Annotated in this window: 26 protein-coding genes and 1 tRNA gene; 15 read left to right on the forward strand and 12 right to left on the reverse strand. The window is 53.3% G+C overall.

All coding sequences use genetic code 11. From position 1 onward, the window contains the following. Window positions 1–50: 50 nt before the first annotated feature. The 4 genes from QY332_18590 to QY332_18605 are packed head-to-tail and all read left to right on the forward strand — an operon-like array spanning window position 51 to window position 3,018. On the forward strand, window positions 51–866 hold the full coding sequence (locus QY332_18590) for an aldo/keto reductase (GenBank protein ID WKZ35622.1): 816 nt from the start codon (window positions 51–53) through the stop codon (window positions 864–866). Window positions 867–906: 40 nt separating this feature from the next. Then, complete coding sequence (locus QY332_18595; protein WKZ35623.1) at window positions 907–1,212, forward strand: ATP-dependent Clp protease adaptor ClpS; 306 nt, start codon at window positions 907–909, stop codon at window positions 1,210–1,212. Then, a complete protein-coding gene (locus QY332_18600; GenBank protein ID WKZ35624.1) occupies window positions 1,209–2,105 on the forward strand; it encodes a 1-acyl-sn-glycerol-3-phosphate acyltransferase in 897 nt (298 codons plus the stop codon). Before QY332_18595 ends, QY332_18600 begins: the two co-directional genes overlap by 4 nt. Before the next feature lie 7 nt (window positions 2,106–2,112). Further along, window positions 2,113–3,018 carry a hypothetical protein gene (locus QY332_18605; GenBank protein ID WKZ35625.1) on the forward strand — a complete coding sequence of 302 codons (906 nt, stop codon included), beginning with the start codon at window positions 2,113–2,115 and terminating at the stop codon, window positions 3,016–3,018. A 42-nt stretch (window positions 3,019–3,060) separates the two neighbouring features. Here QY332_18605 and QY332_18610 read toward each other — a convergent pair whose 3' ends face one another. From QY332_18610 to QY332_18650, 9 genes are all read right to left on the reverse strand, one after another. After that, entirely contained in the window at window positions 3,061–4,317 is a 1,257-nt protein-coding gene (locus QY332_18610) for an MFS transporter (protein ID WKZ35626.1), read from the reverse strand. 79 nt (window positions 4,318–4,396) lie between these two features. Next, window positions 4,397–5,224: an NAD+ synthase gene (locus QY332_18615; protein WKZ35627.1), complete on the reverse strand. Its 828-nt coding sequence runs from the start codon at window positions 5,222–5,224 to the stop codon at window positions 4,397–4,399. After that, window positions 5,217–6,068 (reverse strand): nitrilase-related carbon-nitrogen hydrolase, encoded by an 852-nt coding sequence (locus QY332_18620; GenBank protein ID WKZ35628.1) that lies wholly within the window; start codon window positions 6,066–6,068, stop codon window positions 5,217–5,219. Before QY332_18620 ends, QY332_18615 begins: the two co-directional genes overlap by 8 nt. Before the next feature lie 151 nt (window positions 6,069–6,219). Continuing rightward, window positions 6,220–6,306, reverse strand: a tRNA-Ser gene (locus QY332_18625). A 37-nt stretch (window positions 6,307–6,343) separates the two neighbouring features. After that, a complete protein-coding gene (locus tag QY332_18630) occupies window positions 6,344–7,738 on the reverse strand; it encodes an MBL fold metallo-hydrolase (GenBank protein WKZ35629.1) in 1,395 nt (464 codons plus the stop codon). After that, window positions 7,728–8,864, reverse strand: coding sequence for a ribonuclease D (locus tag QY332_18635; protein ID WKZ35630.1), 1,137 nt, complete (start codon window positions 8,862–8,864; stop codon window positions 7,728–7,730). The genes QY332_18630 and QY332_18635 overlap by 11 nt, the downstream gene beginning before the upstream one ends. A gap of 36 nt (window positions 8,865–8,900) precedes the next feature. Continuing rightward, entirely contained in the window at window positions 8,901–9,323 is a 423-nt protein-coding gene (locus tag QY332_18640; GenBank protein WKZ35631.1) for a GNAT family N-acetyltransferase, read from the reverse strand. Window positions 9,324–9,386: 63 nt separating this feature from the next. Then, window positions 9,387–10,292 carry an SPFH domain-containing protein gene (locus QY332_18645; protein ID WKZ35632.1) on the reverse strand — a complete coding sequence of 302 codons (906 nt, stop codon included), beginning with the start codon at window positions 10,290–10,292 and terminating at the stop codon, window positions 9,387–9,389. Window positions 10,293–10,310: 18 nt separating this feature from the next. Continuing rightward, window positions 10,311–10,910 carry an NfeD family protein gene (locus tag QY332_18650; protein WKZ35633.1) on the reverse strand — a complete coding sequence of 200 codons (600 nt, stop codon included), beginning with the start codon at window positions 10,908–10,910 and terminating at the stop codon, window positions 10,311–10,313. 135 nt (window positions 10,911–11,045) lie between these two features. Here QY332_18650 and QY332_18655 point away from each other — a divergent pair, with 135 nt between their 5' ends. From QY332_18655 to QY332_18665, 3 genes are all read left to right on the forward strand, one after another. Further along, window positions 11,046–12,350 carry a nucleotide sugar dehydrogenase gene (locus tag QY332_18655; protein WKZ35634.1) on the forward strand — a complete coding sequence of 435 codons (1,305 nt, stop codon included), beginning with the start codon at window positions 11,046–11,048 and terminating at the stop codon, window positions 12,348–12,350. Window positions 12,351–12,380: 30 nt separating this feature from the next. Continuing rightward, complete coding sequence (gene wecB, locus QY332_18660) at window positions 12,381–13,484, forward strand: UDP-N-acetylglucosamine 2-epimerase (non-hydrolyzing) (protein ID WKZ35635.1); 1,104 nt, start codon at window positions 12,381–12,383, stop codon at window positions 13,482–13,484. Between the two features lie 96 nt (window positions 13,485–13,580). After that, a complete protein-coding gene (locus tag QY332_18665) occupies window positions 13,581–14,522 on the forward strand; it encodes a hypothetical protein (protein WKZ35636.1) in 942 nt (313 codons plus the stop codon). Window positions 14,523–14,546: 24 nt separating this feature from the next. On the opposite strand, the gene QY332_18670 is transcribed toward QY332_18665, so the two are convergent. Further along, window positions 14,547–15,218: a hypothetical protein gene (locus QY332_18670; GenBank protein ID WKZ35637.1), complete on the reverse strand. Its 672-nt coding sequence runs from the start codon at window positions 15,216–15,218 to the stop codon at window positions 14,547–14,549. A gap of 70 nt (window positions 15,219–15,288) precedes the next feature. Here QY332_18670 and QY332_18675 point away from each other — a divergent pair, with 70 nt between their 5' ends. The 8 genes from QY332_18675 to QY332_18710 all read left to right on the forward strand — a co-directional run bounded on the left by QY332_18675 (window position 15,289) and on the right by QY332_18710 (window position 21,737). Further along, window positions 15,289–16,299: a prohibitin family protein gene (locus QY332_18675; protein WKZ35638.1), complete on the forward strand. Its 1,011-nt coding sequence runs from the start codon at window positions 15,289–15,291 to the stop codon at window positions 16,297–16,299. Between the two features lie 61 nt (window positions 16,300–16,360). Further along, window positions 16,361–17,419 (forward strand): selenide, water dikinase SelD, encoded by a 1,059-nt coding sequence (gene selD / locus QY332_18680; protein WKZ35639.1) that lies wholly within the window; start codon window positions 16,361–16,363, stop codon window positions 17,417–17,419. Window positions 17,420–17,421: 2 nt separating this feature from the next. Further along, window positions 17,422–17,568, forward strand: coding sequence for a hypothetical protein (locus QY332_18685; GenBank protein WKZ35640.1), 147 nt, complete (start codon window positions 17,422–17,424; stop codon window positions 17,566–17,568). Between the two features lie 195 nt (window positions 17,569–17,763). After that, window positions 17,764–19,056: a hemolysin family protein gene (locus tag QY332_18690; protein WKZ35641.1), complete on the forward strand. Its 1,293-nt coding sequence runs from the start codon at window positions 17,764–17,766 to the stop codon at window positions 19,054–19,056. A gap of 42 nt (window positions 19,057–19,098) precedes the next feature. Beyond that, a complete protein-coding gene (locus tag QY332_18695) occupies window positions 19,099–20,262 on the forward strand; it encodes a LysM peptidoglycan-binding domain-containing protein (GenBank protein ID WKZ35642.1) in 1,164 nt (387 codons plus the stop codon). Between the two features lie 87 nt (window positions 20,263–20,349). Next, window positions 20,350–20,532: a hypothetical protein gene (locus tag QY332_18700; protein ID WKZ35643.1), complete on the forward strand. Its 183-nt coding sequence runs from the start codon at window positions 20,350–20,352 to the stop codon at window positions 20,530–20,532. A gap of 3 nt (window positions 20,533–20,535) precedes the next feature. Next, the gene (locus tag QY332_18705) at window positions 20,536–20,754 is read left to right on the forward strand and encodes a hypothetical protein (protein ID WKZ35644.1); all 219 of its coding nucleotides are present in this window, start codon (window positions 20,536–20,538) and stop codon (window positions 20,752–20,754) included. Beyond that, entirely contained in the window at window positions 20,751–21,737 is a 987-nt protein-coding gene (locus tag QY332_18710) for a class I SAM-dependent methyltransferase (GenBank protein WKZ35645.1), read from the forward strand. Before QY332_18705 ends, QY332_18710 begins: the two co-directional genes overlap by 4 nt. A 264-nt stretch (window positions 21,738–22,001) precedes the next feature. Here QY332_18710 and QY332_18715 read toward each other — a convergent pair whose 3' ends face one another. Together QY332_18715 and QY332_18720 are read right to left on the reverse strand one after the other, a co-directional pair. Then, a complete protein-coding gene (locus tag QY332_18715) occupies window positions 22,002–23,855 on the reverse strand; it encodes a hypothetical protein (GenBank protein ID WKZ35646.1) in 1,854 nt (617 codons plus the stop codon). 87 nt (window positions 23,856–23,942) lie between these two features. Further along, a complete protein-coding gene (locus tag QY332_18720; protein WKZ35647.1) occupies window positions 23,943–26,453 on the reverse strand; it encodes an NBR1-Ig-like domain-containing protein in 2,511 nt (836 codons plus the stop codon). Between the last annotated feature and the right edge of the window lie 61 nt (window positions 26,454–26,514).

The following is a 26,514-nucleotide window of genomic DNA, read 5'->3' on the forward strand; positions in this document are numbered from 1 at the left end:
TTTTTAATAACCAGTTTAATGATTCATCAGATCAGCGATAGAATAAGGATATGAAATACGACTCCCTCCCCCATCTTGCCCTGCCCAAGATCGGATTCGGCACCTGGAAGATTGGCGGCGGCTCTTTCGCCGACTCAAGCAAAGATTCCGTTTCAATGACCGCCCTGCACACCGCACTGGAGATCGGCTACACCCATTTCGACACTGCCGAGATGTATGCGAACGGTCACAGTGAGGAATTGCTTGGGCGGGCGGTACGCGAGTCACAGGTCAGGCGGGAGGCGTTGTTCATCACCACCAAGGTCACCCCGTCTCATCTGCAATATGATTCCGTGATGTCTGCCTGCGAAAACAGCCTGCGCCGCCTGCATATGGAATATATCGACCTGTATCTCATCCATTGGCCCTCCGCGGGGATGAAACTCGAAGAGACGTTCCGCGCGTTGAATAAACTGGTGCATGATGGCAGGGTGAAACATCTTGGTGTAAGCAATTTCAGCCTGAAGCAACTTAAAGAATCGCAGGAACGTTCCGAAACACCCATCATCACCAATCAAGTACCCTACAGTTTATCTGACCGTTCCTATGTCAAGAACGGGATGTTGGATTATTGCCGGAAAAACGAAATTTTTCTTACCGCCTATTCCCCCATTGATGAAGGCAACCTGAAAAAGAATACGACTCTGGAAGCCATTGCAAAAGCGCATAACGCAAATGTTTTTCAGATCGCGCTGGCCTGGGTCATTTCACAGCCGCGTGTCATCACCATTCCCATGTCTGCCAATCCGCAGCACATCCGTGAAAATTTCAAAGCAGCGGAAATCGAGCTGACTTCAACCGAGATCGAACAACTTACAGCGGTTTGACATTTCCTTTGTACCCTTCGCGCCCTTTGTATTATAAAAGATGAAACTATCAATCCTCCCCGAAATCGAGATCATCGAAGAAGCCGACACGCAACTCGAGCCGCTCTACCGCGTCATCATTCACAACGACGTTGTGACACCGATGGATTTTGTGGTCGAAGTGCTCAAGGTCATCTTTTTCCTCGCCAACAACAGGGCTGCGGAGATCATGCTGACCGCGCACATCAAGGGTTCCGCCTATGTGCAAACGCTTCCGAAACCCGAAGCGGAAAAACGCCTTGATAATGCACATTCCACTGCCCGGATCGAAGGCTATCCCCTGCGGTTTACAATGGAACCTGAATGACATCACAACTGGAATTGCTGACGCAAATCAATCTTGATGACCTTGTCTCCTCCTTTGGCTGGCAGGATTATCCCCAGCCAGCGTCCATGTTGCGACGTATCTTCGCCAGTCCTGCGCGCAAGTTTGCGAAGCAAATGGTGAACTTCGATGCCTCCGTTGGGGAGAGCGATCTGGCGGAAGCCGCGCGCCGAATCATGCGGACGAATTATGTGCGCGATGTCCGCAGACATGGGCGCGAGCATGTCCCCGCCAATGGGCCCGTGCTGTTTCTTTCGAATCACCCTGGCATGGCAGATACCATCAGTCTCTTCGCCGCCATCAACCGCCCCGATCTGAAGATCATTGCCATTCAACGCCCGTTTCTGGCCGCATTGAAAAACACAACCAGCCAGCTTTTTTTCATTGACGACGACCCCGTCAAACGCATGAACGCCGTGAGGCAGGTTTCGGCACATCTAAAAAACGGCCGGGCGGCGTTGACCTTCCCTGCTGGTGAGATCGAACCCGACCCCGATGTATATGACGGCGCGCTGGACTCGCTCGACAACTGGACGGATTCCGCCGGGGTGTTCATGCGCTTCGTACGGGACACGAAAATTGTCCCTGTTCTCGTGAGCGGAGTCATCTGGGAGAGGACTGCCCGCCATCCGCTGATGTGGCTCAAGCGCACTCGCATGGAGCGTGAGAAACTCGCCGCCGCCCTGCAATTGCTCGCGATGGTGGCGCGCAACGCAAAGCCGACCACAGTACACGTCCGCTTTGCAAAACCGATCACACTTGAAGAGATCGGCTCCACTGAAACACAAGCCATTCATCAAGCTGTCATTCGGCGGATGAAAGACTTGATCCAAAGCAGTCGCGATGATGACGGGGTTTCGGTGATTTATGAATGAGGGACAAATGGAATATTCCTTTCCCCGTTACCTGCTCTCCAAACAAAGCGTGGATGACCGCGCGCTGAATAAAGATGTATTCAACACATTGAAAGCACAATTACCGCAGACACCAATTCGTATCATCGAAGTCGGCGCGGGGATCGGGACGATGGTGAAGCGGTTGGCGAGTTGGGATGTCATCTGCAAGGCGGAATATGTGCTGGTGGATGAAATGGCGGAGAACGTGGAATATGCATCAGCGTGGATTCCGCAATGGGCGGAGGGAGCAGGCTTGAGTGTGGAAGGAAGCGCGGAGAATCAACTGCGACTCTTGGATGCGTCTCGCGATATCCGCATCCGCCTGGAGCGGGCAGACGTCTTTGATTTTATTCAAAAAAATAAAACACCTGCGGACTTGTTGATCGCGCATGCGTTTTTAGATTTACTGCCGATGCCAGAAAGTTTAGAGAAACTTCTCACGCTCACGAACGGACTGGCTTGGCTGACATTGAACTTCGATGGCATGACAACCTTCGAGCCAACGATCGATGCGGCGTTGGATGAAACCATCGAGCGGCTGTATCACGGTACGATGGACATGCGTCCGTCGGGCGGGAGCAGTAAAAGCGGGCGATATTTGTTTTCACATGTTCAACCCGCAGGTGCGGAGATTCTAGCGGCCGGCGCGTCGGACTGGGTGGTGCATGGCACGAATGGAAAATACCCGCAGGATGAAGCATATTTTTTGTATTTCATCCTGCATTTTTTTGAAGAGTCGTTAAGGGGGAATACAGAGTTGAACGAAAACGTTTTTGCCGATTGGCTAAAAAAGCGGCATCAGCAAATCGAGCGCGGCGAGTTGACCTACGTCGCGCATCAGTTGGATTTTTTGATACACCACGGAGAGCACAAAGCACACAGAGATTCATAGAGTTTTTCTCTGTGATCTCTGTGTGCTCTGTGGTGGAAAATTCTAATCCGCAGGGGCGGAGGCAGGTGCGCCAGCCAGCATGGGTTCGTCGCCGTTGTATTTGGTCAGGTGGGGCCATTTCCAGGCGATGGCAATCGTGCCAATGATACAGCCGATCCCGCCGCTGATGATGGCGTACGGCGAACCAAACAACTGCGCGAGAACGCCAGCGCGGATCTCGCCGAGTTGCGGTCCACCCTGGAAGAAGATCTGGTTCACGCTGGTCATCCGTCCGCGGACATGATCGGGGGTTTGCAACTGTCGAATCGTGTTGCGGATGATCGTGCTGACCCCGTCCGCCGCGCCTGTGACCGCAATCGCCAGCCACGCAATGATGAAAGAGCGTGTCGCGCCGAAGATGACAGTTGCCAGCCCAAAGACGATCACCGAGCCGAGAAAGATCTGTCCCTGGCTGCGGATCTCCTTCACCTGCGAAATGACGAGCGCGATCAACACCGCCCCCACGGCAGGCGCGGCGGAGAGATAACCGTATTCCACCACGCTCACGTTCAACACCTCCCTGGCGATGATGGGCATGAGCGTGTGCGCCGACGCAAAGAACGTGGCGACAAAATCCAACAGCATGGTCGAAAAGATGATCGGCTTGCTGAAGATGAACTTAAATCCCTCACGGATGGCTGCGATGCTCACACCCGCCGCCTTCTCCGCGAAGGCTTGCGGCACGTTCCCGATCATCACCAACGCCGCAATGACCGCAACGAACGACATGCTATTGATGTAGTACACCGCTTGCTGCCCAAAGGCGGCGATCACCACACCGCTCAGCGCAGGTCCCAGCACCGAGCCGACCTGCGCCGCCGTGAACGTCATGCTGAACGCGTTGGGCAGGTCCTTTTTCGGCAGCAGGTTGGGAACCAATGCCTGACGCGACGGCGCGTCGAACGCCAGCGTCACTGCTTGCAGGGCAGTGAGGACGTAAATGTGCCAGATGGTGATACTGCCAAATTGGGTCAGCAAGCCCAAGGTCAGTGCGAGAAGCGCAGCCGTGGACTGCGTCACGAACAACACCTTGCGCCTGTCCACCGAATCCGCGAGCGCGCCGCCGATCAACGAAAAAATGATGATGGGCAGGATCCGCGCGACGCCAATCCCGCCGAGCGCGATCGGGTTCGGGTTCAACTGGTTGATGTGCCAAAAGATCGCCCAGAGCTGCATCTGCGCGCCAGTGACGGAGATGAGTTGACCGAGCCAGAGATAGAAGAATTTTTTATGTTTCAGGGACGGTGGGATATGCAGCATACTTTTCCAGATGGAAACAAACGCCTCACACTACGGGATGGCTGATTCCTGTTCTTTGAATTTTTTCTACGGGATGGTTTTACGTTCCCCAATCGCGGAGATAGAGAAAATCATACCCGATGGTGCGGTTGCTGACCTTGGCGATGGGCGGAAGCATGCGCTTGAACTGATTGCGGCGGATGCGCGTAATGACGGTGGTGACGAACGCTTCATCAAATCCTGCTTCCACGGCTTCCTGTGGACTGTAACGCTGGTCCACCAAAAGATAAAGAAGTTTATCCGCTTCATCATAGCTGAAACCCAATTCCCCTTCATCAGTCTGATCTTCCCACAGATCGGCGGAGGGCGGCTTGTCAATGATCGGCGCGGGGATGTTCATTGCACGCGAGAGTTGACGAACCTGTGTTTTGTACAGATCGCCGATGGGATTCATCGCGCTGGCAGAGTCGCCGTAGATGGTGCTGTAGCCAAGCAATATTTCGGTTTTATTACTCGTGCCGATCACCAGTCCCTTGAAGACTTCGCTCTGGTCGAACAACACGATCATGCGCTCACGCGCCATGACGTTGCCCTTGCGGACTTTCGACATTTCAGGATCGAGTTTGAACAACGGCTCGACCATGTCCGTGATCTCGATGGTCTTGCTTTGCACGCCAAACTGATCGATCAGCATTTGGGCATGTTCGAGCGAGTCCCTGCTGGATGCTTTGTACGGCATCCGCACGGCAAGGACATTTTCTGCCCCGAGGGCTTCGACAGTGAGGGCGCAGGAAAGTGCAGAATCCAAACCACCCGAAAGTCCGATCACCGCGCGGGACATGCCCACACGTGTAATCTCGGACTTGATAAAGCCCGTGAGAATGTTGCGGGCAAGTTCGGTGTTGATGGAGAGGTTGATCTCAGCCACGGGACAAAATCCTATCCAATTCCTTTTGGACAAGTGCGGTCCGCTCATCGCGCAGGAGGGGCAGGCGGGTACGCGTGCGGCGGAGTTGATTCAAGTCCAGTTCGGCGTAGGTGATGGCTTCTTCGTTGTAGGGACCATGCGCCAGTTCCTCCCCATTTGGGTCGAAGATCGTCGCGCCGCCCCAGAAGTGAAGCCCGTCTTCGTAGCCGACGCGGTTGGCGTGCGCCACAAAGGACGTGAACATGCTGGCGTAGGCTTTGTTGACCCGCTCCACCCAGCGCGCGGATTCGAGTTTTTCGTGGTCGTTCAGTCCGCGCCCGGGCGAGGCAGAGGCGAAGAGCAAAATGTCCGCGCCATCCAGCCAGAGCAGGTACGGAGGCGAAGCGTGCCAAAAGTCTTCACAGATCAGCATGCCGACGCGTCCGAAGCGCGTGTCGAAAGCGCGGACGGTGTCACCCCAGGCAAAGAAGCGGCCTTCGTCGAAAAGTCCATAAGTCGGCAGGTAGACCTTGTGGTGGACATGAATCAATTTTCCGCCCGAAAGATAGGCGGAGGCGATGTAAAAGCGGTGACGGGAGTCCTCGTCCACGAAGCCAACCATCAGGTCCAGATCGCGGGAGGCGGCGAGGAGCGGCTTGAAAAGCGGGTCTTCCTCCGTTGGCTTGTGGGCCACGGAGGCGACCAGGTCCTGCAAGACATATCCTGTTAATGAGAGTTCGGGGAAAACAAGCAGATCAGCTTTTTGGGCTTTTGCCTGTCGGATGTATTCAAGATGTTTCGCAAGGTTGGCTTCGACATCGCCAAGGTTGGTGTTGATCTGCGCGAGGGCAAGTTTTAGTCTCATCTCAAGAATCTTACCACTAAACAAAGACCCTACAGGTTTTGAAAACCTGTAGGGTTACGCAGCGGAGAGGGAGGGATTCGAATATCATCCTCTCAATGAGGGCGCACGGTGGAAAAGAAAAGAGCCTGATGATTTACGTCAGACTCTTCTGCGGGGAGGGAGGGATTCGAACCCTCGGTGGACCGGAGCCCACAACAGTTTTCGAGACTGTCCCATTCAACCACTCTGGCACCTCCCCGAATAATAAGGCGGGCAAAATTATAACCGGAAAAAGCCTATAAATTCACGCTCTCATGCAAAGCGGGATAATGCACCTGGTCCATTTTCTTCTCTTTTAACAAATCCTTCAGCGTTCGAGCCTGGCGTTCTTCGCCATGCACCAAAAAGATGCGCTTCACGCTGCCCTTCACACCCAGCGCATAATCGACCAGCAAATCCTGCCCGGCATGCGCGGAAAGCCCGCCAATGGTGGCAATGTCGCATTTTCGCTTATATGTCTCGCCATAGATGCGGACTTCTTCTTCCCGATCCGCCAGTCTGCGTCCCAGCGTATGCGGCGCCTGCCAGGAGACAATACAAACCGTGTTTTTGGGATTCTCGATATTGTTTTTTAAATGGTGGAGGATACGCCCCGCTTCCGCCATGCCGGAAGCGGAAATGATCACCATTGGGTCGGTCCGTTCATTCAAGGCTTTCGACTCATCCACTGACCTGACATATGTCAACATCTTGGAATCCAGCGCAGGATGACGCGCCTCCGCCACAAATTTGGCCGTTTCTTTATCAAAACATTCCAAATGACGTTTAAACACATCCGTCGCATTCACCGCCAGCGGACTATCCACATATACCGGCACGCGCGGCACGTCACCGTTGTGCATCATGCGGTTCAGGTTGTAAACCAACTCCTGGGTTCGTCCCACTGAGAAAGCGGGGACGATCACCTTGCCGCTGCGTTCCACGGTCCATTTGACAACATCACGGAATTCAACAAAGGCGACATCAGGGTCGCGATGCGGTTTATCTCCATATGTGCATTCCATGATCATATAATCCGCTTCATGCGGCAAGACAGGGTCACGGAGCAACGGCAGTTTATATCTGCCAATATCACCCGAGAACCAGAAGCGAATCTTCCTGCCTTTTTCTTCGATCTCCAATGAAACACTGGCCGAGCCAAGGATGTGTCCTGCCTCGTAAAAACGCGCAGCCACACCGGGAATGGGTTCAAACACCGCTTCGTAATCCACGCCCTTGAACATCGTGGCAGCGGCTTCAGCATCTTCTTTTGTATACAAAGGCTCGATGGACGGCTCACCGCGTTTGACGCGTTTCTTGTTTACATATTCTGCATCCGACTCTTGAATGTGGCCGGAATCGGCAAGCATCAAAGTCGATAGGTCCGCTGTTGCACGGGTCGCAAAGATATGTCCCTCATATCCCTGTTTTACAAGATTGGGCAGGTTCCCCGAATGGTCAATATGAGCATGCGAAAGAATTACCGCATCCACATCGCGCGGAGTGTAACGGAAATTCAAATTTCGCTCATACGTATCCGCGCGCCTGCCCTGATATAAACCGCACTCCAAAAGCAGTTTTTTTCCATTGATCTCCAGCAAATGCTGGCTCCCCGTCACCGTATGCGCCGCGCCATGAAAATTAATTCGCATGTTTCACTCCAAGCACCTTCAAGATCTGCAACCCAAATTTTTCCACACGTGAAGGCGTATCCTTCATCAGCACCCTTAGTTCATCCAAATTCCCTGGCGGGTTTTCAGACAGCAGTCCCAAATATGGTTTGGGAAGAATGATGTCGGACTCGACCTTCATTTCCAACCCGATATTTTTTCGCCACACCTTCAATTTCTCCAGCCGACGCAGGACCGCATCGTTCTTGCGTTCCGCCGGTTTCCGATGAACAAGCGGAGCGTTCACCCCATGTCTGATTGCGACCAGGAGCGCCCCCCCCCACAAGCGGATCTGCTTTTCACTCATCCCGGCTGCGGAAAGATCAACCTTTTCCTCAGGCGGGTTCTTCGCCAGGGCCACAAGAACCTCATCCATCACCACCTTGTAAGGCGGACGGTTCAGATTTTCAGCTTCCTGATCCCTCCATTTGCACAGCTGGGAGAGGATGGTCAACTCACGCATGGAAAGGTCCTTGCGGCCCGAAAAGCGTTCCCACGATTCGCCATTCGCTTTTTGTTTCTGCTCTTCCAGTAAACAGGCACGCTTGAAATCCTCCAGCGCGAACTCCAGTCGTTCCGTTTCATGCAACTCCCGTTCGAGCGCGTCACGCAAGTCAAAGAGGTAATGCGTATCGAGACTTGCATAGTGGATCTGTTCGCGGGTCAACGGACGTGCCGCCCAGTTTGCCTTTTGATGCCGCTTGTCCATTTTTATGCCAAATTTATCACCCAGCAGTCTGTCCAGGCCAACAGCAGGATACCCCAGCACCCGCGCAGCCTGCATTGTATCGAACAGGTTCGCGAAAGAGAAACCGAAATCACGCCGCAGACAGATCAGGTCGTATTCAGCCGCATGGAAGACCTTTTCGATCTCTGGGTTCGCAAAGATGGGAGCAAGTGAACTCAGATCTTTTAGAACAAGAGGGTCCAGAAGATAATCTGTTTTCACGGACGAGAACTGTAATAGACAAACCTGTTCGCGGAAAGCATGCAGGCTATTGGACTCGGTGTCCACTGCCACGCGGGGCTGCGCAGCAAGATCATCCACCATGTGCTTTAATAATTGCTTTGTATTCACCCAAACGGGCGGCGGCAGAGTTTCAAACATATTGACTGATTATATACCCGATACCAATTTCAAAAATCATAAATTCTTTTCCATTACCAACGCATCTTCTCCGTCATTGTAATACGCCTTCCAGACGTCTGCCGTTGCGTAGCCTTCCTTTTGGTACATGGAGATGGCGGCCTGGTTGGACAGGCGCACTGTCAAGCGTGAGCGAGGCACGCCAAGCTGACGTTCACATTCATGCAGGAGCGCGCGACCGATGCCGCGCCGCTGATAGCGTGGATCAACCGCAATGGTGGCAACCCAGCCCCACCCGTCGCGCGGACGCGGGTCTCCTGCGATAAATCCCACCATTTGAGAATTTTCCACAGCCTTGAGTCGGATCACGTCCGGAAATGTCAAAACAGCGATCAAGTCGAAGAGGGGCCACGCATCCTTGGCGAAGCTTTCCTTTTCCAATTTGCGGAGCGCGTTAAGATCGAGGATGGATGCCTTCATAATTTCCATAAAAAAATAGGACCTCCCAAAACGGGAAGTCCTATTGTATTACAAAACTACGCCTTACTTCTTGCTGTCTTTGCCAAGGAAGTTATCCAGCATGCTGGTGAATTCCATCGGGAAAATGTATTTCGTGGACGGGCTTGTGCCGATGGACTTGAGCGTTTCAAAATATTGAAGCGTCATGGTCTTCTGGTCAATGGACTTCGCCGCATTGAAGATCGCTTCAAGCGCCTGGGCAAAACCCTCGGCACGTAACAGCTGAGCCTGGCGTTCGCCTTCCGCACGCAGGATGTTGGATTCCCGCTCGCCTTGAGCCGAAAGGATCGCAGCCTGCTTGGTACCTTCCGCTCGGTTGATGGCCGCCTGCTGGTCGCCCATGGATTCGGTCACCAACGCACGGCGGACACGTTCCGCCGTCATCTGGCGGTTCATCGCATCCTGAACATCGCGCGGCGGGACGATCTCGCGGATTTCCACGTTCGTTACCTTCACACCCCAGCGCTCCGTCACTTCATCCAAACGCGTGCGAAGCTGGTTGTTGATGTGCTCACGTTGAGACAGCACATCATCCAGGGCGATACCGCCGATCACAGCGCGCAAGGTTGTTGCTGCAATACCCGCGGCGGCAGATTCAAAGTTGCCCACCTGCAGGACGGACTGAGCCGGGTCCAAAACCTTAAAGTACCATAGAAAATCAATTGAAATCGGCGCATTGTCCATGGTGATCGAGGTTTGCTGTGGGATTTCGCGCACCTGCTCGCGCAAATCCGCTTTGACACCGCGGTCAATCACCGGGATAAGGATCACGATCCCAGGCCCGCGCGCGCCCACACAACGACCAAGGCGGAACACAACCAGACGCTGATACTCGGGTACGATGCGGATGGCATTGGCAAGGAAGACAAAACCAATGACAACAATCGCGCCGATCAGGCAGGTTAGAAAACCAAATGTTTCATTAAACATATCTCATCCTTTCGTTAATTATGAATTGATCGACTTTTCAACAACAAGCACAAACCCCTCGCGGCGTATTACTCGAATCACGCTCCCAGCCGGGATGGCTTTATCGCTCTTGGCGGACCATAACTCTCCGCCCACATACACGCTGCCTTCCGCATGGACTTTTGTTCGGGCTTCACCGGCCATGCCGACCAAAATATCCATATCGTGGGAGGGACGCGCGCCGACAGCTTGCATGGATTTACGGACTGCAATCCACAGAAATCCTGCCACAGCGCCAGATGCAACCAGGGCAAGCAAAGGATTGACCGCCGGTCTCCATCCATCCACAGAAAAAAGGAAGACGGAGCCGACCACCAGCAACAGGATGGATAACCCAAGGAACAGCTCGCGCTTTGGCCTTTGAATGGAATAGATGAACGGCACAATGCTCAGGATAAGAATGAGGATTGCCCACCAGTTAAAGGACAGGTTTGCAACCGCATACCCCGCCAGCACAATGCAAAAGAACGCACCGATTTCGAACAAGCCGGTCCCCGGTGTCACCAGTGCCATCATTCCGAGCAGAATGCCGCCCAGCAGAATCAGGTACGCAACGTTTGGATCGAGTAAAAAGTCCATTTGTTCCTCCGCTTCATTATACAACAAGAAACTTGCATTTACCCGACATACGTGCAGCACCGTAAAAAGTTGCCTTTTGGAAACACGAATGCTGGTTGTATAATACTCAGGCGAAATCCATCCTTGGGAGTCATTGTGAAATTTCAAAAAATTTGCGTCATCGGCCTCGGCTATATCGGCCTGCCTACTGCGGCCACCTTTGCCGCTCATGGCATCCACACACTTGGCGTGGATGTCAACCCACACGTCATTGAGACCCTCAATCAAGGAAAAATACACATCCACGAGCCGGGCCTGCGTGATGCAGTAACAAAAGCCGTTCAAACCGGCAATTTCAAAGCTGCCGTTCAGCCCGAAGAGGCAGATGCCTTCATTATTGCCGTCCCCACCCCGTTTCAGGATAATAAATTTGGTGAATACAACGGCCTGACCTACAAGCTGGCGGATATGCGCGCAGTGATCTCCGCCGCTGAATCGATCCTCCCATTTTTGAAGAGAGGGAATTTGGTCGTCCTTGAGTCGACTTCCCCTCCGCGCACCACTGTGGACCTGGTCGCTCCCATTCTCGCTCGTTCCGGACTTGCAGCCGGGCGCGACTTCCATTTGGCATATTCCCCTGAACGGGTTTTGCCCGGGCAGATCCTGCGCGAACTCATCGAGAACGCCCGCGTCATCGGCGGCGTGACCCCCGAATCCGCCGAGGCGGGCAAAGACCTGTACGCGACCTTCGTCAGGGGACAGATCATCAAAACCGACGCGACCACCGCGGAAATGGTCAAACTGATGGAGAATACCTACCGCGATGTCAACATCGCCATTGCCAATGAATTCTCGCGCCTCGCCGACAAATTTGGAGTGGACGTGTGGGAGGCGATCTCGATTGCCAATTTACATCCACGTGTAAAAATCCTCAGCCCCGGTCCTGGTGTCGGCGGGCATTGCATCAGTGTGGATCCCTGGTTCTTCGTGGAAGCTGCCCCGGAACTCACACCGCTCATTTATCATGCAAGGCATGTAAACGATTCCCAGCCGCACTTCGTTGCGGAGACGGTCAAACACGCACTTGGTTCCCTTAATGGAAAAAGGATTGCCGCGCTCGGCCTGGCGTACAAACCCGATGTGGATGACCTGCGCGAAAGCCCCGCCAATGACGTGGTTCATATCCTTCAAGAACAGGGCGCGCAGGTTCTTGCCTGGGAGCCCTTCAAGCCAGATGCGCAAATGCAGGGCATCCAGATGGCAGATTCGCTTGAATCAGCCTTGAAGGATGCAGATGCAATTCTATTGCTCGTAAGACATACTGAATTCACAAAACTCAACCCCAAGGAGATCGCACGGAAAACAAAAGCCAGAATTCTGATTGACGCCGTCAACGGCTGGGACTCAAGCCAGTGGCAAGACGCTGGATTTAACCTCTTAAAATTGGGGGCAGGGAAGTAACCCGCATCTTAAAGAATTACGAGAAAACTATTGAAAATTCTCTCTGTCTTTGGCACACGCCCGGAAGCCGTGAAAATGGCTCCCATTGTAAAACTGCTTGCTCATACAGCCGGCGTGGAATCGGTCGTCTGTGTGACTGCACAACACCGCCAGATGCTCGACCAGGTTGTGGATTTATTCGAGATCAAACCTGATTACGACCTGGACCTGATGCGCGAAGACCAATCCCTCGCGCAGCTGAGCGCCGCGATCTTCACCCATCTTGACCCTGTTCTTTCAGAGTTCAAACCCGACTGGGTGCTGGCGCAGGGGGATACAACCACGGTTGCCATCACCTCCCTGCTGGCCTATTTCCAGCGCATCAAATTCGGTCATGTCGAGGCCGGTTTACGGACGCACAACAAATGGCAGCCCTTCCCCGAGGAGATCAACCGCCGGGTGGCCGGAGTTACGGCAGACCTGCATTTCGCGCCAACGGAGTGGTCCAAACAAAACCTTTTGCGTGAAGGGATCGATGAAAACATCATCAAAGTGACGGGCAATACCGTCATTGACGCGCTGCAATTCGTCAGCGAACAGCCGCAGCCGCAGGAAATCACTGAACTGCTACGTGGAAAACTAAAAAGCAACAAGCTAATCCTCGTTACTGCCCACCGCCGCGAAAACTTCGGCAAGCCTATGGAAGATATTTGTCATGCGTTGATCGAACTGGCAAGACGCGGGAATGTGGAGATCGTATATCCCGTCCATTTGAACCCGAATGTGCAGGAACCTGTCAACAGACTGCTTAAAGGCATGAAACACATTACCCTGCTCCCGCCGCTGGATTATTTGCCGCTCGTCCATTTGATGAAACGCGCCGCGCTTATCCTCACCGACTCAGGCGGGATTCAGGAGGAGGCGCCTGCTTTCGGCATTCCCACACTTGTCCTGCGCGATGTGACTGAACGTCCGGAGGGAGTCGCAGCGGGGACACTCAAACTGGTTGGAACGGAAACCAGCCGCATCGTCGAGGAGGCGAAGCGGCTTTTGGATGATGAATCAGCGTATGCAGAGATGGCCAGAGCGGCCAATCCCTATGGTGATGGTCACGCCTCGGAAAAAATCGTCGAGGCGCTTCTGGCATATGAGTAACAGAATATGAATGAATTCATGAGCGCAGTTCCGCCAGTTACAGAATAATGTTTCCAACTACCTGATAAAAAATCATGAGTATAATAAGGGGAAAATATGGCAAGAAAAATTCCCGCCGTATTCCTCATACTTTGTATCTTCAGTGCAGGCTGGACGTCTGTCCGCGCGCAGATTCACGATACGAGGTATTTCAGCGAAACCGGACATACTGTTGGAGGGGATTTTCTTAAGTTTTATAACAGCAATCCTGATGCGACGTTTATTTACGGCTATCCCATTACCGAGGAATTTATCGGCAGGGAGGGAAAAACCGTGCAGTATTTCCAACGCGCCCGTTTTGAATTCCACAGCGACCTGCCCGAGGGACAGCGCGTGCAACTTACCCAGCTGGGGCGGGAGACCTACGTCTCAACGGGACCCGTGAATGTCAGTAATGCCTTTGCGTGTCGCACGTATGCCGAGACGGGCTTTGCTGTTTGTTTTGCCTTTCTTGAATTCTTCGACCGGTATGGCGGCGTGACACAGTTCGGCCATCCGATCTCCGGGTTTGAATATCACGAAAACAAACTCGTGCAGTATTTTGAAAAAACACGGCTGGAATGGCAACCCTGGAGGACGGAGGGGCAGCGCGTCGTTGTTTCAGATCTTGGGCGGATATATTTCGACCAGTTCGGCGAAGACCCAGCGCTCCTTCCCGCGGTCAAACCCATGGACAACACGGTATCCTCCATCGTCAACCTGCAAGTCCGTGCATTTGCGTGGAAGGCGGTCACCCGTGCAAGCGATGACCAGCTGATATACATCATTGTGCAGGACCAAAACCTCCAACCTGTCAGCAACGCAAGATGCACTGCCTTCACACATTGGCCCGACAGGCGCACTGAAGCCATGTCCATAAACACCAATGCGAACGGCGTCGGCATCATCCCGATCTCCTTTACCGGCCAGCCTTATGGCCATCTCATCCATGCCGATGTCTCCTGCACCTATAACGGGCTGGGCGCAACCACCACAACATCCTTCAGAATCTGGTACTAAAAACTCCTGAAATTCAGGAGTTTTTTAGTAGAAGTCCTTCATCGAAAACACGGGTCCCTGCTTGCAAATCATTTTCCACTCGTGATGAAACGTCAACGCACAGACGCCGCAGTCTGCGAGTGCACCGCAAGGCATGGGAGCGCGGACCAGGACCTGCGCCTCGCCCCGCGCGGACAATTGATTTGGTTTCCCAAACTTTCCTCTCAACTGATTCAGGCTCTCCCGCCCCACGTCCATGGCGGTGTAATCCGCCCAGTGATAAATATCCAGCATGGCTTGCAGCGGCTGGACTTCCACGACTTCCGGAAAATCGATCCCACCGCATTCACAAACCAGGACTACTTCGGCATTTTGTTTAAGTGCCATGGGTATTAATCCGCGCAACCGTGCGGGAGAATCATCAAAGGCGATCAGGGCAACTTTCCGCGCAGGCGCGGGGATGGCAAATCCATGCCCCAGCGGACCGCGCAGGGTCAGGGAATCACCGGGCCGCCAAGAGGAAGGCAAGGGGGGCGCGGAGCGGAATCCCTTCGGGGTTGAGTCGCTGTAGAAAATCACATCCCCCAAGGGGGAGTCCGAAGCGTCCGCGTGGGCGAGCAAATATTGTCCGGGCGCGGGAATCAGCTCGGGCGGGCAGGTGACACGGGCGGAGCCGTCCAAAAAAATCTCATCCAGTTGCCCTTTGTCAATTCTCATTGGAGAAATGTTAACATGCTTTGGTAGCGGGGGCAAGCGGGTTATAATCATCGAAAAAATTGGAGGAACCATGAACATTTCAAACTTGCTTCAGGGAATTGCATCCTTTGCATGGATTGGTTTGTTTGGCGTGATCGTCGCCATTTTTATCCGCGCCAGCCGCAACCAGCCCGTCAAAGGATTAAGCACCGTGGTGGTCGTGCTTTTGGTGGCCGCCATTTTGTTGACTTCGGTGGGTGCCGGGTTGGTGTTCATCGAGCCGGACCAGCTGGGCGTGGTCGTGACAGCCATCGGCGGAAAGGGCATCCGCCCCGAGCCATTGAACTCCGGCCTCCACTGGGTGATCCCATTTGTGGAACGTGTCGAGCGGTATTCGATCCTGAATCAGACATACACAATGGCTTCTGCCCAAGATGAAGGCGCCTACATATCAGAGGATTCGATCCAGGTGCGCACCAAGGATGGCCAGCAGGTGTACGTTGACGCATCCGTCATTTATGCCATCGACCCTGTCAAGTCCGTTGACCTGTATCGTACCTGGCGCTTCACGTACCAGGACGGGCTCGTACGCCCGCAGGCACGCGGTATCATTCGCGATGCGGCTTCGCAATACGGCGTGGAGGAAATCGTCAGTTCCAAACGTGCTGAAATGCAGATTATCATCACCGATAGACTCCGCGAAGTCTTCGCTGCCAACAACCTGGTATTGAGGGATTTCGTGCTGCGCAACATCCGCTTCAGCGATGAATATGCAGCGGCAGTGGAACAGAAGCAGATTGCCGAACAACAGGCGGAACAGGCGCGTTTTGTGGTCGAATCAAAGAAGCAGGAAGCCGAGCAGGCGCGCCAGATCGCACAGGGCCAGGCGGATGCGGCGGTGATCGCAGCGTCAGGCGCGGCGGAAGCGCGCTTGATCGAAGCGCAAGCCGAGGCGGAAGCCAATCGTTTGCTGGCGCAATCCCTAACCCCCACATTGATCGAATATCAATATGTCTTGAAGCTCGCGCCGGGGGTGAATACGATCTTCATCCCAAGCGGCAACCAATTCATTTTGCCCCTGCCGGATACAACTTCACCGTAGTTTGGAACGTCCCGCAGGCTTGGGAGTCCAAGCCTGCGGGACGCTAATTTCAGGAGACTGAATGCCGATCCCACAAACTGGACGCGAAATCCGCCTGACGACTCTTTCCGCCTGCGCGGGTTGAGCATCCAAACTTGATGCGGAAGCGCTGACGCAGGTTCTGCGTCCCATCCAAGGCGTCTTTGACTCCGCCTCCTATCCGGACCTGCTGGTTGGTCTGACCAGCCCGGATGACGCGGCTGTTTGGCGTTTAAGTGATGACAAAGCACTTGTGGTCACCACGGATTTCTTCACCCCTGTTGTGGATACGCCTTATGAATACGGCGCGATTGCCGCGGCAAACAGTCTCTCGGATGTGTATGCGATGGGCGGGCAACCTTTCCTTGCGTTGAACATTGCCGCATTGCCGGATAATTTACCCCCTGAAATCTCCAGCGAAATAATCCGTGGCGGGGCAGAGAAAGCACACGAGGCGGGCGTGGTCATTGCCGGCGGGCATACGGTCAAGGACAAGGAACCAAAATACGGGCTGGTGGCGATCGGTTTCGTCGATCCGCATAGGATGATCAGCAAGGGCGGACTCAGAGTTGGTGACATCCTCGTGCTGACAAAACCGCTTGGCGGCGGTGTGACCACGACCGCTTTAAAACAAGAGAAAGCCGAGGAGGCGCATGTCCATGAAGCCATCGGGTGGATGTCCCGTTTGAACAAGACTGCATCGCAGGTTGCAGGTGAGTTCGATGTGCGGGGCGGCACGGATATTACCGGCTTCGGCCTCCTTGGTCATGCCGCGGAAATGGCGAAGGCTTCCGGCGTTTCATTGCAGATCGAATATTCAAAACTTCCCTTCCTGAGCGGCGCGCGCGGATATGCTGAAAAGGGCATCTTCCCCGGCGGCGCGTTTGATAACAAGGGATATTTTGAGAAGAATGTAAAGTTTAACGAAAAACTGGATGAACCCGCCCAACTGCTCCTCTTCGATCCGCAGACCAGCGGTGGACTATTGTTTGGACTGGTGCACGAAAAATTATCAGCGTTCGAATCCCGCGCAAGAGAACTGAACCAGCCTTACTGGCTGGTCGGCGAGGCGCGTGAGGGAAAGGGAATCGAGGTAGGCTAGAAATGTTCCGCATCGGCATCATCGAACTCGGTATCACCTGCGGGCTGGTGGCACTGGCGATCCTCGTCCCGCTGATCGTCACGCGCGGGTATGCCGCGGTCAACAGGCGGCTGAAAAACCTGGAAGAAAAATTCAAAAAAGAACCTTAACTTTCGAGTACAATAGGGGTGAATTTTTCGCACGAATCACCATGCCTGAACCTTCATTAGAACCAGACCCTAGCATCCCCACACGCTGTCCATTTCAACTGGCAAGTTATCCCTCGCCGCGAGCGTCCGTGCGCGGCGAGGGGGTATTTAACCCGAAACAGAAACGGTCGAAAACCCTTAAGAAAAAAGGAATCCATGAATATAGGTACTGAGGTCATTTTTATTTTGCTGTTGGTTTTGATTAATGGCATTCTTTCGATGTCGGAAGCCGCAATGATCGCGTCGCGAAAAGCCCGCCTGCAGCAACAGGCGGGCGAGGGCAACAAAGCCGCCGCAACGGTTTTGAAACTGCATGAAGACCCCAACATTTTTCTATCCACCGTCCAGATCGGCATCACCCTGATCGGTGTGCTTTCCGGAGCGGTAGGCGGCGCAACCATAGCCACCGCAATGGCAGGAGCCCTTAGCAAAGTGCCCTATATTGGACCATACAGCACTTCGATTGCATTGGTCATTGTTGTGGTGGTCATTACCATTTTGACCATCTGGCTTGGCGAACTGGTTCCCAAGCGACTTGGCATTAATTCCCCGGAGCGAATCGCGCAGCTCGTTGCAGGTCCGATGCTTTTCATATCGCGCCTTTTTTCCCCGTTCATCAAATTGATGAGTAATGCGACAAATTTCGCCCTGCGGCTGATGGGGGTGAACCCGTCTGATGAGCCCCCCATTACGGAGGAGGAGCTGCAAATGCTGATCGACCAAGGCACGCAGGCTGGCGTTTTTGAAGAATCCGAACATGACATGGTCGAAGGTGTGTTCAGCCTTGCCGACCAGCGAGTTTATTCATTGATGACGCCGCGCACGGAGATCGTCTGGCTGGATATCAATGATACCAAGGAGGAGATCCTGGAAAAGGTCGCCAATTGCCCCTACTCTCGATTTCCTGTGCGGCAGGATTCGCTCGAATCAATCATTGGCATTGTCAAATCACGCGACCTGCTCGTAACCAGCTTATCTGCAAAGGAAATCAAACTCAAGGAACTGGCAAAGCCCGTCACGTACATCCCCGAGACCATGCTGGCTTCGCGCGCACTGGAAATCCTAAAGGAGAAGAATACCGAAATCCTGCTGGTAATTGACGAATTCGGCGGCGTGCAGGGACTGTTGACCATCAACGACATCCTCGAAGAGATCGTCGGCGAGATGGAGGGGCAGGAGCCGCAGGCCACCCAGCGGCAGGATGGTTCCTGGCTTTTGGACGGCATGTTGGAGGTGGACGAATTCAAGGAAATATTCAACCTCGGCGACCTTCCGCACGAGGACGAATACGAGACGTTGAGCGGATTCGTAATGACCTCCCTCGGGCGCGTCCCCAAAACCACCGATCACTTTGAATGGAACGACCTGCGTTTCGAAGTGATGGACATGGATGGGCGCCGCGTGGACAAGGTACTGGTCACCGCACTGCCAAAGCAGCAATCCGTGTAAGTTGAAAAGGCATGGTTGTTCAATGGTATAATCTTCGCCCGTATGACTCCAGAACCCACTTCCAGCAAAACAAAAGTCTGTCCCACCTGCGGAACCCGCCTGAGTGAGAACGCCGTGCGTTGTCTCGTTTGCGGGACGGAATTTAGCGAACAGCCCCAACCGAAGGCTGCCAGGAAAAGTGAAAAATCCGTACAGGCCAGCCGTATGCCGGTGATCACATTGAGCCTGCCGGCGGCGGTCGGGATCCTTGCCATTGTCATCATTATCGCCGCGGTGAGTGTTTTCTTCTCCCTGCGGGCCAGCGCACCTCCCGGTACTTTTAATACTGCCGACACACCCACACCCACTGAAACTCCCACGGCAAGCCCGTCAGCAACTGCCACCCTGCCTGCAACGGACATCCCAACTGCAACGCTCCAACCTCCGTTTGACTATACGGTTGGTCCCGGCGAGACCTGTTCGCTGATTGCATTTAACTTTAATATCTCGATCCAGAGCATCATTATCGAGAACAACCTGCCCTCCACCTGCCCAATCAGTCAGGGGCAGTCGCTCAAGATTCCATATCCCACACCCACGGTCCCACCGCCCGCCACCAACACCCCGCTGCCCGTGGACGCCACCCGGCAGGCCTGCGAAACTGTCCCAATCACGGTGCAGGAAAACGACACACTCTCCAGCATTTCCCTAAACTACGCCGTGTCCATGGATGCCATCAAGGAATTCAACGGCCTCACAACCGATAACGTCTTCCTGGGGCAAAGATTGAACGTACCGTTATGTATGCGTGCCGCCACCCCCGGACCCACCCCCACGGCGACGATTCCGCCTCCCTACCCCGCCCCGAACCTGCTTCTGCCTGCGGACGGAGCCGCCTTCACCCTCGCCAATGACGTCGTCACCCTGCAATGGGCATCCGTCGGCGCACTGCGGGATGCCGAAGCCTACCAGATCACAGTGGAAGATATCACTGCCGCCCAAACCCGCCGCATCACAGATTATGTGACCGACACAAAATACATTGTGCCCACCTCCTTCCGCCCGAGGGACAATGTGGCGCACGTCATGCGCTGGTGGATCACACCCGTACGTCAGGCCGGTGTGGATGATCAAGGCCAGCCGATCTGGGTCGCCTCCGGTGCCTTCAGTGACAAGCGGGTCTTCACCTGGGTGGGCGTTGCCGTTCAAGGCACACCCAATCCCTAGGTCCAGATCGAGGCGAAAGTTTTCCATCCAACACCCTGTCTAAAAAGTTGACGGGGTGTTTTCAAAACAATGCCGAATGGAGAGGTCATGCGACAAACAATCATAAAGCTCATCGTCGTCTTGATCGTGCTTTTCAACCGCATCTGGATCCTGCAAGGCGTCAACCTGCTGCCCGGCAGTATCATGACCGCCAACCCGCACTGGACAATCAACGGTGCAGTTGCGGCGGTGATTGGAACAGGGTTGTTCTGGTCCACCAATCGGACATAAAGCATGGGCGATGACATTCAGATTGGTGACCGCGTCAAAATTTATCTCGATGCCAAGTTCGGGGAACACGAGGGCTGGCATGAAGGCACGGTCTTTAAAATCGACCCGTACTCCGAACACCGCTGTTTCTATTGGGTTGAATTGAGCCCGGCGGCGCAGGCCATACTGGGCCTGAAACAAATCTCGGTGTTCAACCTGAAGAATATCAAAAAACCGGCATGACCGCCTCCACTGCAATCCAACTGCTGGACCAGGCCATCGCATCCCGCCTGACATTGATGGACTCTCACCACGAGAATGCCTTCCGTCTCTTCAACGGATTTAGCGAGGCTTATCCATCACTTGCATTGGATATTTATGCAAGCACATTCCTGATTCATGATTACAGTGATGAACCGAATCAAGAATTTATCAATCAAGTTGGTAATTATATAAAAGACAAATTAGTTTGGCTACGCGCAGGCGTTCTCAAAACAAGAAATGGGGAAACGCAAGAACAAAAACGCGGACAACTCATCTTCGGTGAAATGCCGGATAGAAAAATCAAAGAACATAACGTCTGGTATGCAATTGACTTGACTATGAATCGTGATGCAAGTTTTTATCTCGATACCCGCAACCTGCGCAAATGGATCATCGAAAATCTAAAGGATAGATCCGTCCTGAACACCTTTGCATACACGGGCAGTTTAGGAGTCGCCGCGCTGGCTGGCGGTGCGAGCCATGTCATTCAAACAGATCTTAATCGTCAATTCTTGAATCTTGCAAAAGATTCTTATTCATTAAATGGTTTTCCTGTTCACAAACAAGATTTTATTGCTCAAGACTTTTTCCCTGCCATTTCGAGATTCAAAACAGGCAAACAAACTTTTGACTGCGTCATCGTAGACCCTCCAATTTTTTCATCCACCTCCAAAGGCAAAGTGGATTTGGAAAATGAAAGCGTGCGCTTGATTAACAAAGTCCGCCCGTTGATTAATGATGGTGGCTATCTCATTTCAATTAATAACGGCATATACGTCAGCGGGAAAGAGTACATGCGGACTCTTGAAGAATTATGCAAAGACGGTTACTTGAAAATTCGAGAATTAATCCCTGTGCCAGAAGATTTCATTGGTTATCAAAAAGCTGGTAATCCTATTACAAACCCAAGCCCATTTAATCATTCAACGAAGATTGGTATTTTAGATGTGAAAAGAAAATAATAAGGGAGGGTTTGACCTGCTTTAATGGGATTTATCTCACAAGAACGAATCAAAGAATTACAAGCGGAATGTACAATTATTTCAGAGGTTGGTATTACGATGATAGTGCAATCGTTGTGCAGGGAGCAGGTTGCTATTTGCTTACCTTTCCCGCCACTAGTTCAATTTTTTATGTGCCAAGCCCAATATTTAAACTAAATTTACCGTAAGTAAGAAAAGACTCATCGCTTGATGAGTCTTTTCTTTCATCTTCTTCTTTCCTTCTCACGGTCTCCACGAAGGTGCGTACCAATCATAATCTGTGGATAAACCCGGCGCTTGTAAAATCTTTTGTTCCAGTGTGGCTAAATTTATCAAAAACAAATGACCGCCTGAAATAGATGTGGTTTCTTCTACTAACAAATATTTTCCATTCGGTGAAAATAACAAACGACCAATCGTTGTGCCTTTATACACCAAAGATAAATTTTCACCGGTTCTGGTAATTACATATACTTCGGCAGTCGGTTCATTCGTCAGACCATAATAATTAAACGCCAGCAAACTGCCGTCCGGCGACCATATCAACGGATAAATTGAGCCGCCTGTAAATTGCGTAATCGTGACCGCGTTCGCCCCATCCGGTTCCATCACTTTCAATGAATGTACATTTGTGCTTTGGTCAAATTCATCATAAGCGAAAAAGCCTGCGTCCGGCGAAGCGACAAATTGCGCCTTCGTCAACAACGTCTCGAACATGGGTCGCGCCTGCCCGTTTGCGACGCGTACAAGATAAATACTTCCGGAACTGCCGGGCAGCGCCGAACGCATGATGACATGTTCCGCATACCAGCCGTCCATGATATAAGGGCGTCCCTCAAGGGGCAGGTCAGCTGAAATGCTTTTCAATTCCGATCCGTCCGGGTACACCACATACACATCTTCGCCGCCCAACCCGTCCTGCGTGCGGAATGCAATCCACGCGCCATTCGGTGACCAGAACGGCGGATCAATGTACGGGAATTCTGCAACCGACCTCCAATTCCTTGCATCTGCATCGAACAGCCATAGTTTGGTCGGCGTGCCATTTGGATGATCCGAATACGAAAACGCGGCAAACCTCCCGTCCGGCGACCATGCCAGTGCATTGATGGTGAAGTTGAACGGGAAGGGAATCGGGATCGTTTCAAGCGGCGGGCATTGCGCAGGATCAAACACACAGACGCCGGAAACTTTTACCAGCCGAATGGATTCGCCCTGCTTGCGCGGCTGGTAAAAGAAATAGATCTCACCCGCCTCCTTTTCGGACGTCGTACCTGATTCTGTCACAACCGGCACTGAGCCATCCTGGGGCGGACTCTCAACCTGCGGCAAATCTGAAGGAAGGGTGAAGATGGATGGGTCCATTGCCTGATGAAAAGCGATGCTTTCAACCACCCGCTCGCCTTCCAATGTTCCGCTGCCATCCTTCCCGAACTCCTGCAATTTCAAAATGACGGCAGTTTGCGCATCCAGCCACATCCTCCAGGAGGGCGTGCTGTTTTCGCTGAACTTCCATTCGACAATCAGGGCTTCGCGCCCGGAAACGGACTCCATGCCAAGCGGTGTGAAGATGCCCTTGTTTTGGGAAAAGTCCGATGAAAAGGCGAGCTGGGAAAGCGGCGAGCCGATCTGTCCCCAGATCGGGTTTGGATATGCCTCGCCCTCCACAAGCGGAGGGACGTACTGTCCCACACGGGCAAAATCGGGATAGGCATAAGTTTCAACCAGCCCTGAATTCAAATTGACATTGTGGATATTCACGCCGTCGCTGAATTTCAAAAAATTATCCGCGCTGTTGACAACGCCCTTCAATTCAACTCTATAACGGTTGTTGAGCGGGTCAAGCCAGACTTTTTCCTGAAATTCCTGTGTTGATCCATCCGGCAGATACCAGGTGACCCTTCCGTCCATTTGCAGGGTTGACCAGCGGGATGCGCTCTCCCACATGGCACGTTGAATCTGATCAGGCGTGGTATCAAGGTTGAGATCGAACGGAGCAGGTGTCAGATTAAAAAAAGAGGTGGCAGGCTGGGTTGAGGAAGGGGCGGATGAACAGGCGGTCAGAATGATGAGGGTCAGAATCAAAATTCTTTTCACAGGAGTCTCCATAATGAAGAGAACGGTGGCGGAAATGAAAAGTTCCCGTCATCATGCGACAACGGGAACGAATTATTCTCATCCCTATTATGGGGTGGGTGGAGTCGTTATGGTCAGACCGTTTACAACCCAGGATGGGTCGGCCCCTCCGGCATCCGAAAATTCAAGAGACAGGGAGCCAGCGGTGACTGTCACAACAAAGTTGCTGACAGAAAAACCTCCGGCGGCATTGTTCACATCAGCCAGCACGGTCGTGCCGTTTGCCTTTACCACCATGTTATCGTGGGCATAGTCATTGTCGCCCATCGTAACACTGACGGAATAGGTGCCGTTGGGCAGGTCCACCTTGAATGTTCGCGCCGCAGACGCATGTGTGACGAAATCGCGAGTCAGATCATCTGCTGGAGCAGTTCTATCCCTTGATTCGAGTCCGGCCGCATCCACCCATCCAGCGATACCGGAAGAGTAAACCGACATCCCATGGATTCGGGTGAATCCTGCGGCGAGAGGAGACGATGCAGTGCCAAAATCAAACTTGTAGGTTGCAGAAGGGATGGTAGGTGTCACCGTGGGTGTGGCAGTCACCGTGGGTGTGGCGGTCATCGTTGGGGTTGCTGTCGGGGCAACGGACCCGGCGTTATGGATGATCGGTGCCACCCAGAGAGCGCGATCCCCCACCGGTGAACCGGTAGCCAGCACGGTAAGTATAAATTTCACATTCTTTCCGACAAGCGGGGTGAGGTCAATATCGGCATTATAGACTTGGCCTTCATACCGTTCGACGAAGGCCCAAAAGGTCTGGATGGTCGAACTGCCGTCCAATGCGTAATCCAGGCGGAAGACAACATAACAGCTGGTGGCGTTATGTTCACAGTTGACAGTGGCGCGGAATTTATCGCCAGCCTTGACGGTATAGACCGGGTAAATGCCTTGGATGTAACCGTTGTTGATATTCTGCGGATGGGTGAGCAGACCGGTACGACTGTCGTTTGTCCCGTTCTCCAATTTGGATGGATTCCTGATGAGTACGAAACCTTTCGCGTCGCCCTCCGTGCCGGGGCATGGCTGCTGGCCCGCGCCAGTGAACCAAGTCGCCGCGCAGACGTTTGCAACAAAGTCATAGCTTGTGCCTGCAACGGGCGTGGCGGGAGTGACGGGTGTGCCGGGTGTGGTCGTATGCGTAGCCGTTCCGGGATTGATGCCGGTACCTGTAACTTTGATCTCGACCCAGAAGGATTTTGTGCCGCCGGCACCAATGCCAAACGGGATGCCGTTGTTGTTCTTTAGTTTCCAGTAGCCGCGATAGGTTCCCGCCGTGGTCGGTGAAGTCAACTGGATAGTGATATCCACAGTTTGACCGGGTGCCACCGATGTCGGGATGAGTGCGGAATCGGGTCCGCCCATCTTTTCGCCGCTGTCGAAGATCAGGCTGTAGTTCGACCATGTACAGGTGCCGATGTTCTTCAAGCGCCAGGTCTTGCTGAAACTGATGCCCGGCGCAAAAGCCGTACCATCCTTCACAGTGACATCTGCAATGAACTGTGCGCGGTCACAGGCGGCGGGGAATGGGGTAATGGACTTGGTCGGGGTTGGCGTCGGAGGTGTGCCCGTTACTGTCGGTGGAATGGCTGTTGGGGGCGTGGCGCCGGCGCGGGAGATGATGGGATTAACCCATAACGCGCGATCCCCGACCGGTGAACCATATGCAGAAGTGACAAGGATGAACTTAACATCCTGCCCTGCAAGGGAATTCAAGTTAAGGTTGACATTGTAGGTCCAGCCTTCGTATTTTTCACGGAAGGTCCAGAAGGTCCTGACTGCGCCGCTGCCGATCTGATAATCGAGGCGATAGGCAACGTAACAATTTGTGGCGCCATGTTCACAACCTATGGTCGCCTGAAAGCGGTCACCGTTTTGGACCCGGAAAGCGGGATAGACGCCCTGAACATAACCATTGTTTACATTATTCGGAGCAAACAACAACCCTGCCTGGGCGGATGTCACACCGCTTTCAAGTTTGGGGTTATCCTGCTTTAACACAAAGCCACTGGCGCTTCCGTCCGTTCCGGGGAAGGACAATGCGCCTGCACCGCTCGACCATGAGGCAGATGCGGCGTTTGCGGTAAAGTCATACCCCGTGCCGGAGGAGGACGAAACTCTGATCTCGACCCAGAAGGATCTGTTCGCAGTGCTGCCAATCCCAAAGACACCGCCGGAGTTGCTCTTGAATTTATAGTATCCAAAATAATGCCCGGCGGAACTTGGCGCGGTCATATCCACGGTAATATCCACGGTCTGGCCCGGGTTGACCATCGTCGGCAGGGCAACGGAAGCGGGTGCGCCCATCCTTTCACCGCTGTCAAAGATCAGTGAAACATCGTTGCTGTTCCATGCGCAGGTGCCGATGTTCTTCAAGCGCCAAGTCTTCTTAAAAGCCGTGCCGGGCGCGAAGTTGGTACCGTCTGGAATCGTCACATCCGCGATGAACTGCGCCCAGTAACAGGTCGCAGCACTCACGGTGGATGTCCCGCCCGGCGCAAGGGTGAACATCAGCGCGAGCAGGAGCAATACCGACATACATCGTGATACAAGTTTCATTTCTTCCTCCATCAACTTAATACAAAACAAGGACGTAAAAATAATTAAATAAGTTCCATAT

It is taken from the genome of Anaerolineales bacterium (assembly GCA_030583885.1).
Taxonomy (GTDB): Bacteria; Chloroflexota; Anaerolineae; order Anaerolineales; family Villigracilaceae; genus Villigracilis.

What these genes read in the sequence shown, in the direction of transcription:
- QY332_18720 (WKZ35647.1), bottom strand. Translation starts at nt 26,453, where the DNA reads ATGAAACTTGTATCACGATGTATGTCGGTATTGCTCCTGCTCGCGCTG.
- QY332_18635 (WKZ35630.1), bottom strand. Translation starts at nt 8,864, where the DNA reads ATGTTTGAAACTCTGCCGCCGCCCGTTTGGGTGAATACAAAGCAATTA.
- QY332_18690 (WKZ35641.1), top strand. Translation starts at nt 17,764, where the DNA reads ATGAATATAGGTACTGAGGTCATTTTTATTTTGCTGTTGGTTTTGATT.
- QY332_18685 (WKZ35640.1), top strand. Translation starts at nt 17,422, where the DNA reads ATGTTCCGCATCGGCATCATCGAACTCGGTATCACCTGCGGGCTGGTG.
- QY332_18645 (WKZ35632.1), bottom strand. Translation starts at nt 10,292, where the DNA reads ATGTTTAATGAAACATTTGGTTTTCTAACCTGCCTGATCGGCGCGATT.
- QY332_18610 (WKZ35626.1), bottom strand. Translation starts at nt 4,317, where the DNA reads ATGCTGCATATCCCACCGTCCCTGAAACATAAAAAATTCTTCTATCTC.
- QY332_18665 (WKZ35636.1), top strand. Translation starts at nt 13,581, where the DNA reads ATGGCAAGAAAAATTCCCGCCGTATTCCTCATACTTTGTATCTTCAGT.
- QY332_18710 (WKZ35645.1), top strand. Translation starts at nt 20,751, where the DNA reads ATGACCGCCTCCACTGCAATCCAACTGCTGGACCAGGCCATCGCATCC.
- QY332_18620 (WKZ35628.1), bottom strand. Translation starts at nt 6,068, where the DNA reads ATGAGACTAAAACTTGCCCTCGCGCAGATCAACACCAACCTTGGCGAT.
- QY332_18695 (WKZ35642.1), top strand. Translation starts at nt 19,099, where the DNA reads ATGACTCCAGAACCCACTTCCAGCAAAACAAAAGTCTGTCCCACCTGC.
- QY332_18590 (WKZ35622.1), top strand. Translation starts at nt 51, where the DNA reads ATGAAATACGACTCCCTCCCCCATCTTGCCCTGCCCAAGATCGGATTC.
- QY332_18595 (WKZ35623.1), top strand. Translation starts at nt 907, where the DNA reads ATGAAACTATCAATCCTCCCCGAAATCGAGATCATCGAAGAAGCCGAC.
- QY332_18675 (WKZ35638.1), top strand. Translation starts at nt 15,289, where the DNA reads ATGAACATTTCAAACTTGCTTCAGGGAATTGCATCCTTTGCATGGATT.
- QY332_18670 (WKZ35637.1), bottom strand. Translation starts at nt 15,218, where the DNA reads ATGAGAATTGACAAAGGGCAACTGGATGAGATTTTTTTGGACGGCTCC.
- QY332_18650 (WKZ35633.1), bottom strand. Translation starts at nt 10,910, where the DNA reads ATGGACTTTTTACTCGATCCAAACGTTGCGTACCTGATTCTGCTGGGC.
- QY332_18605 (WKZ35625.1), top strand. Translation starts at nt 2,113, where the DNA reads ATGGAATATTCCTTTCCCCGTTACCTGCTCTCCAAACAAAGCGTGGAT.
- QY332_18640 (WKZ35631.1), bottom strand. Translation starts at nt 9,323, where the DNA reads ATGAAGGCATCCATCCTCGATCTTAACGCGCTCCGCAAATTGGAAAAG.
- QY332_18630 (WKZ35629.1), bottom strand. Translation starts at nt 7,738, where the DNA reads ATGCGAATTAATTTTCATGGCGCGGCGCATACGGTGACGGGGAGCCAG.
- QY332_18705 (WKZ35644.1), top strand. Translation starts at nt 20,536, where the DNA reads ATGGGCGATGACATTCAGATTGGTGACCGCGTCAAAATTTATCTCGAT.
- QY332_18700 (WKZ35643.1), top strand. Translation starts at nt 20,350, where the DNA reads ATGCGACAAACAATCATAAAGCTCATCGTCGTCTTGATCGTGCTTTTC.
- QY332_18600 (WKZ35624.1), top strand. Translation starts at nt 1,209, where the DNA reads ATGACATCACAACTGGAATTGCTGACGCAAATCAATCTTGATGACCTT.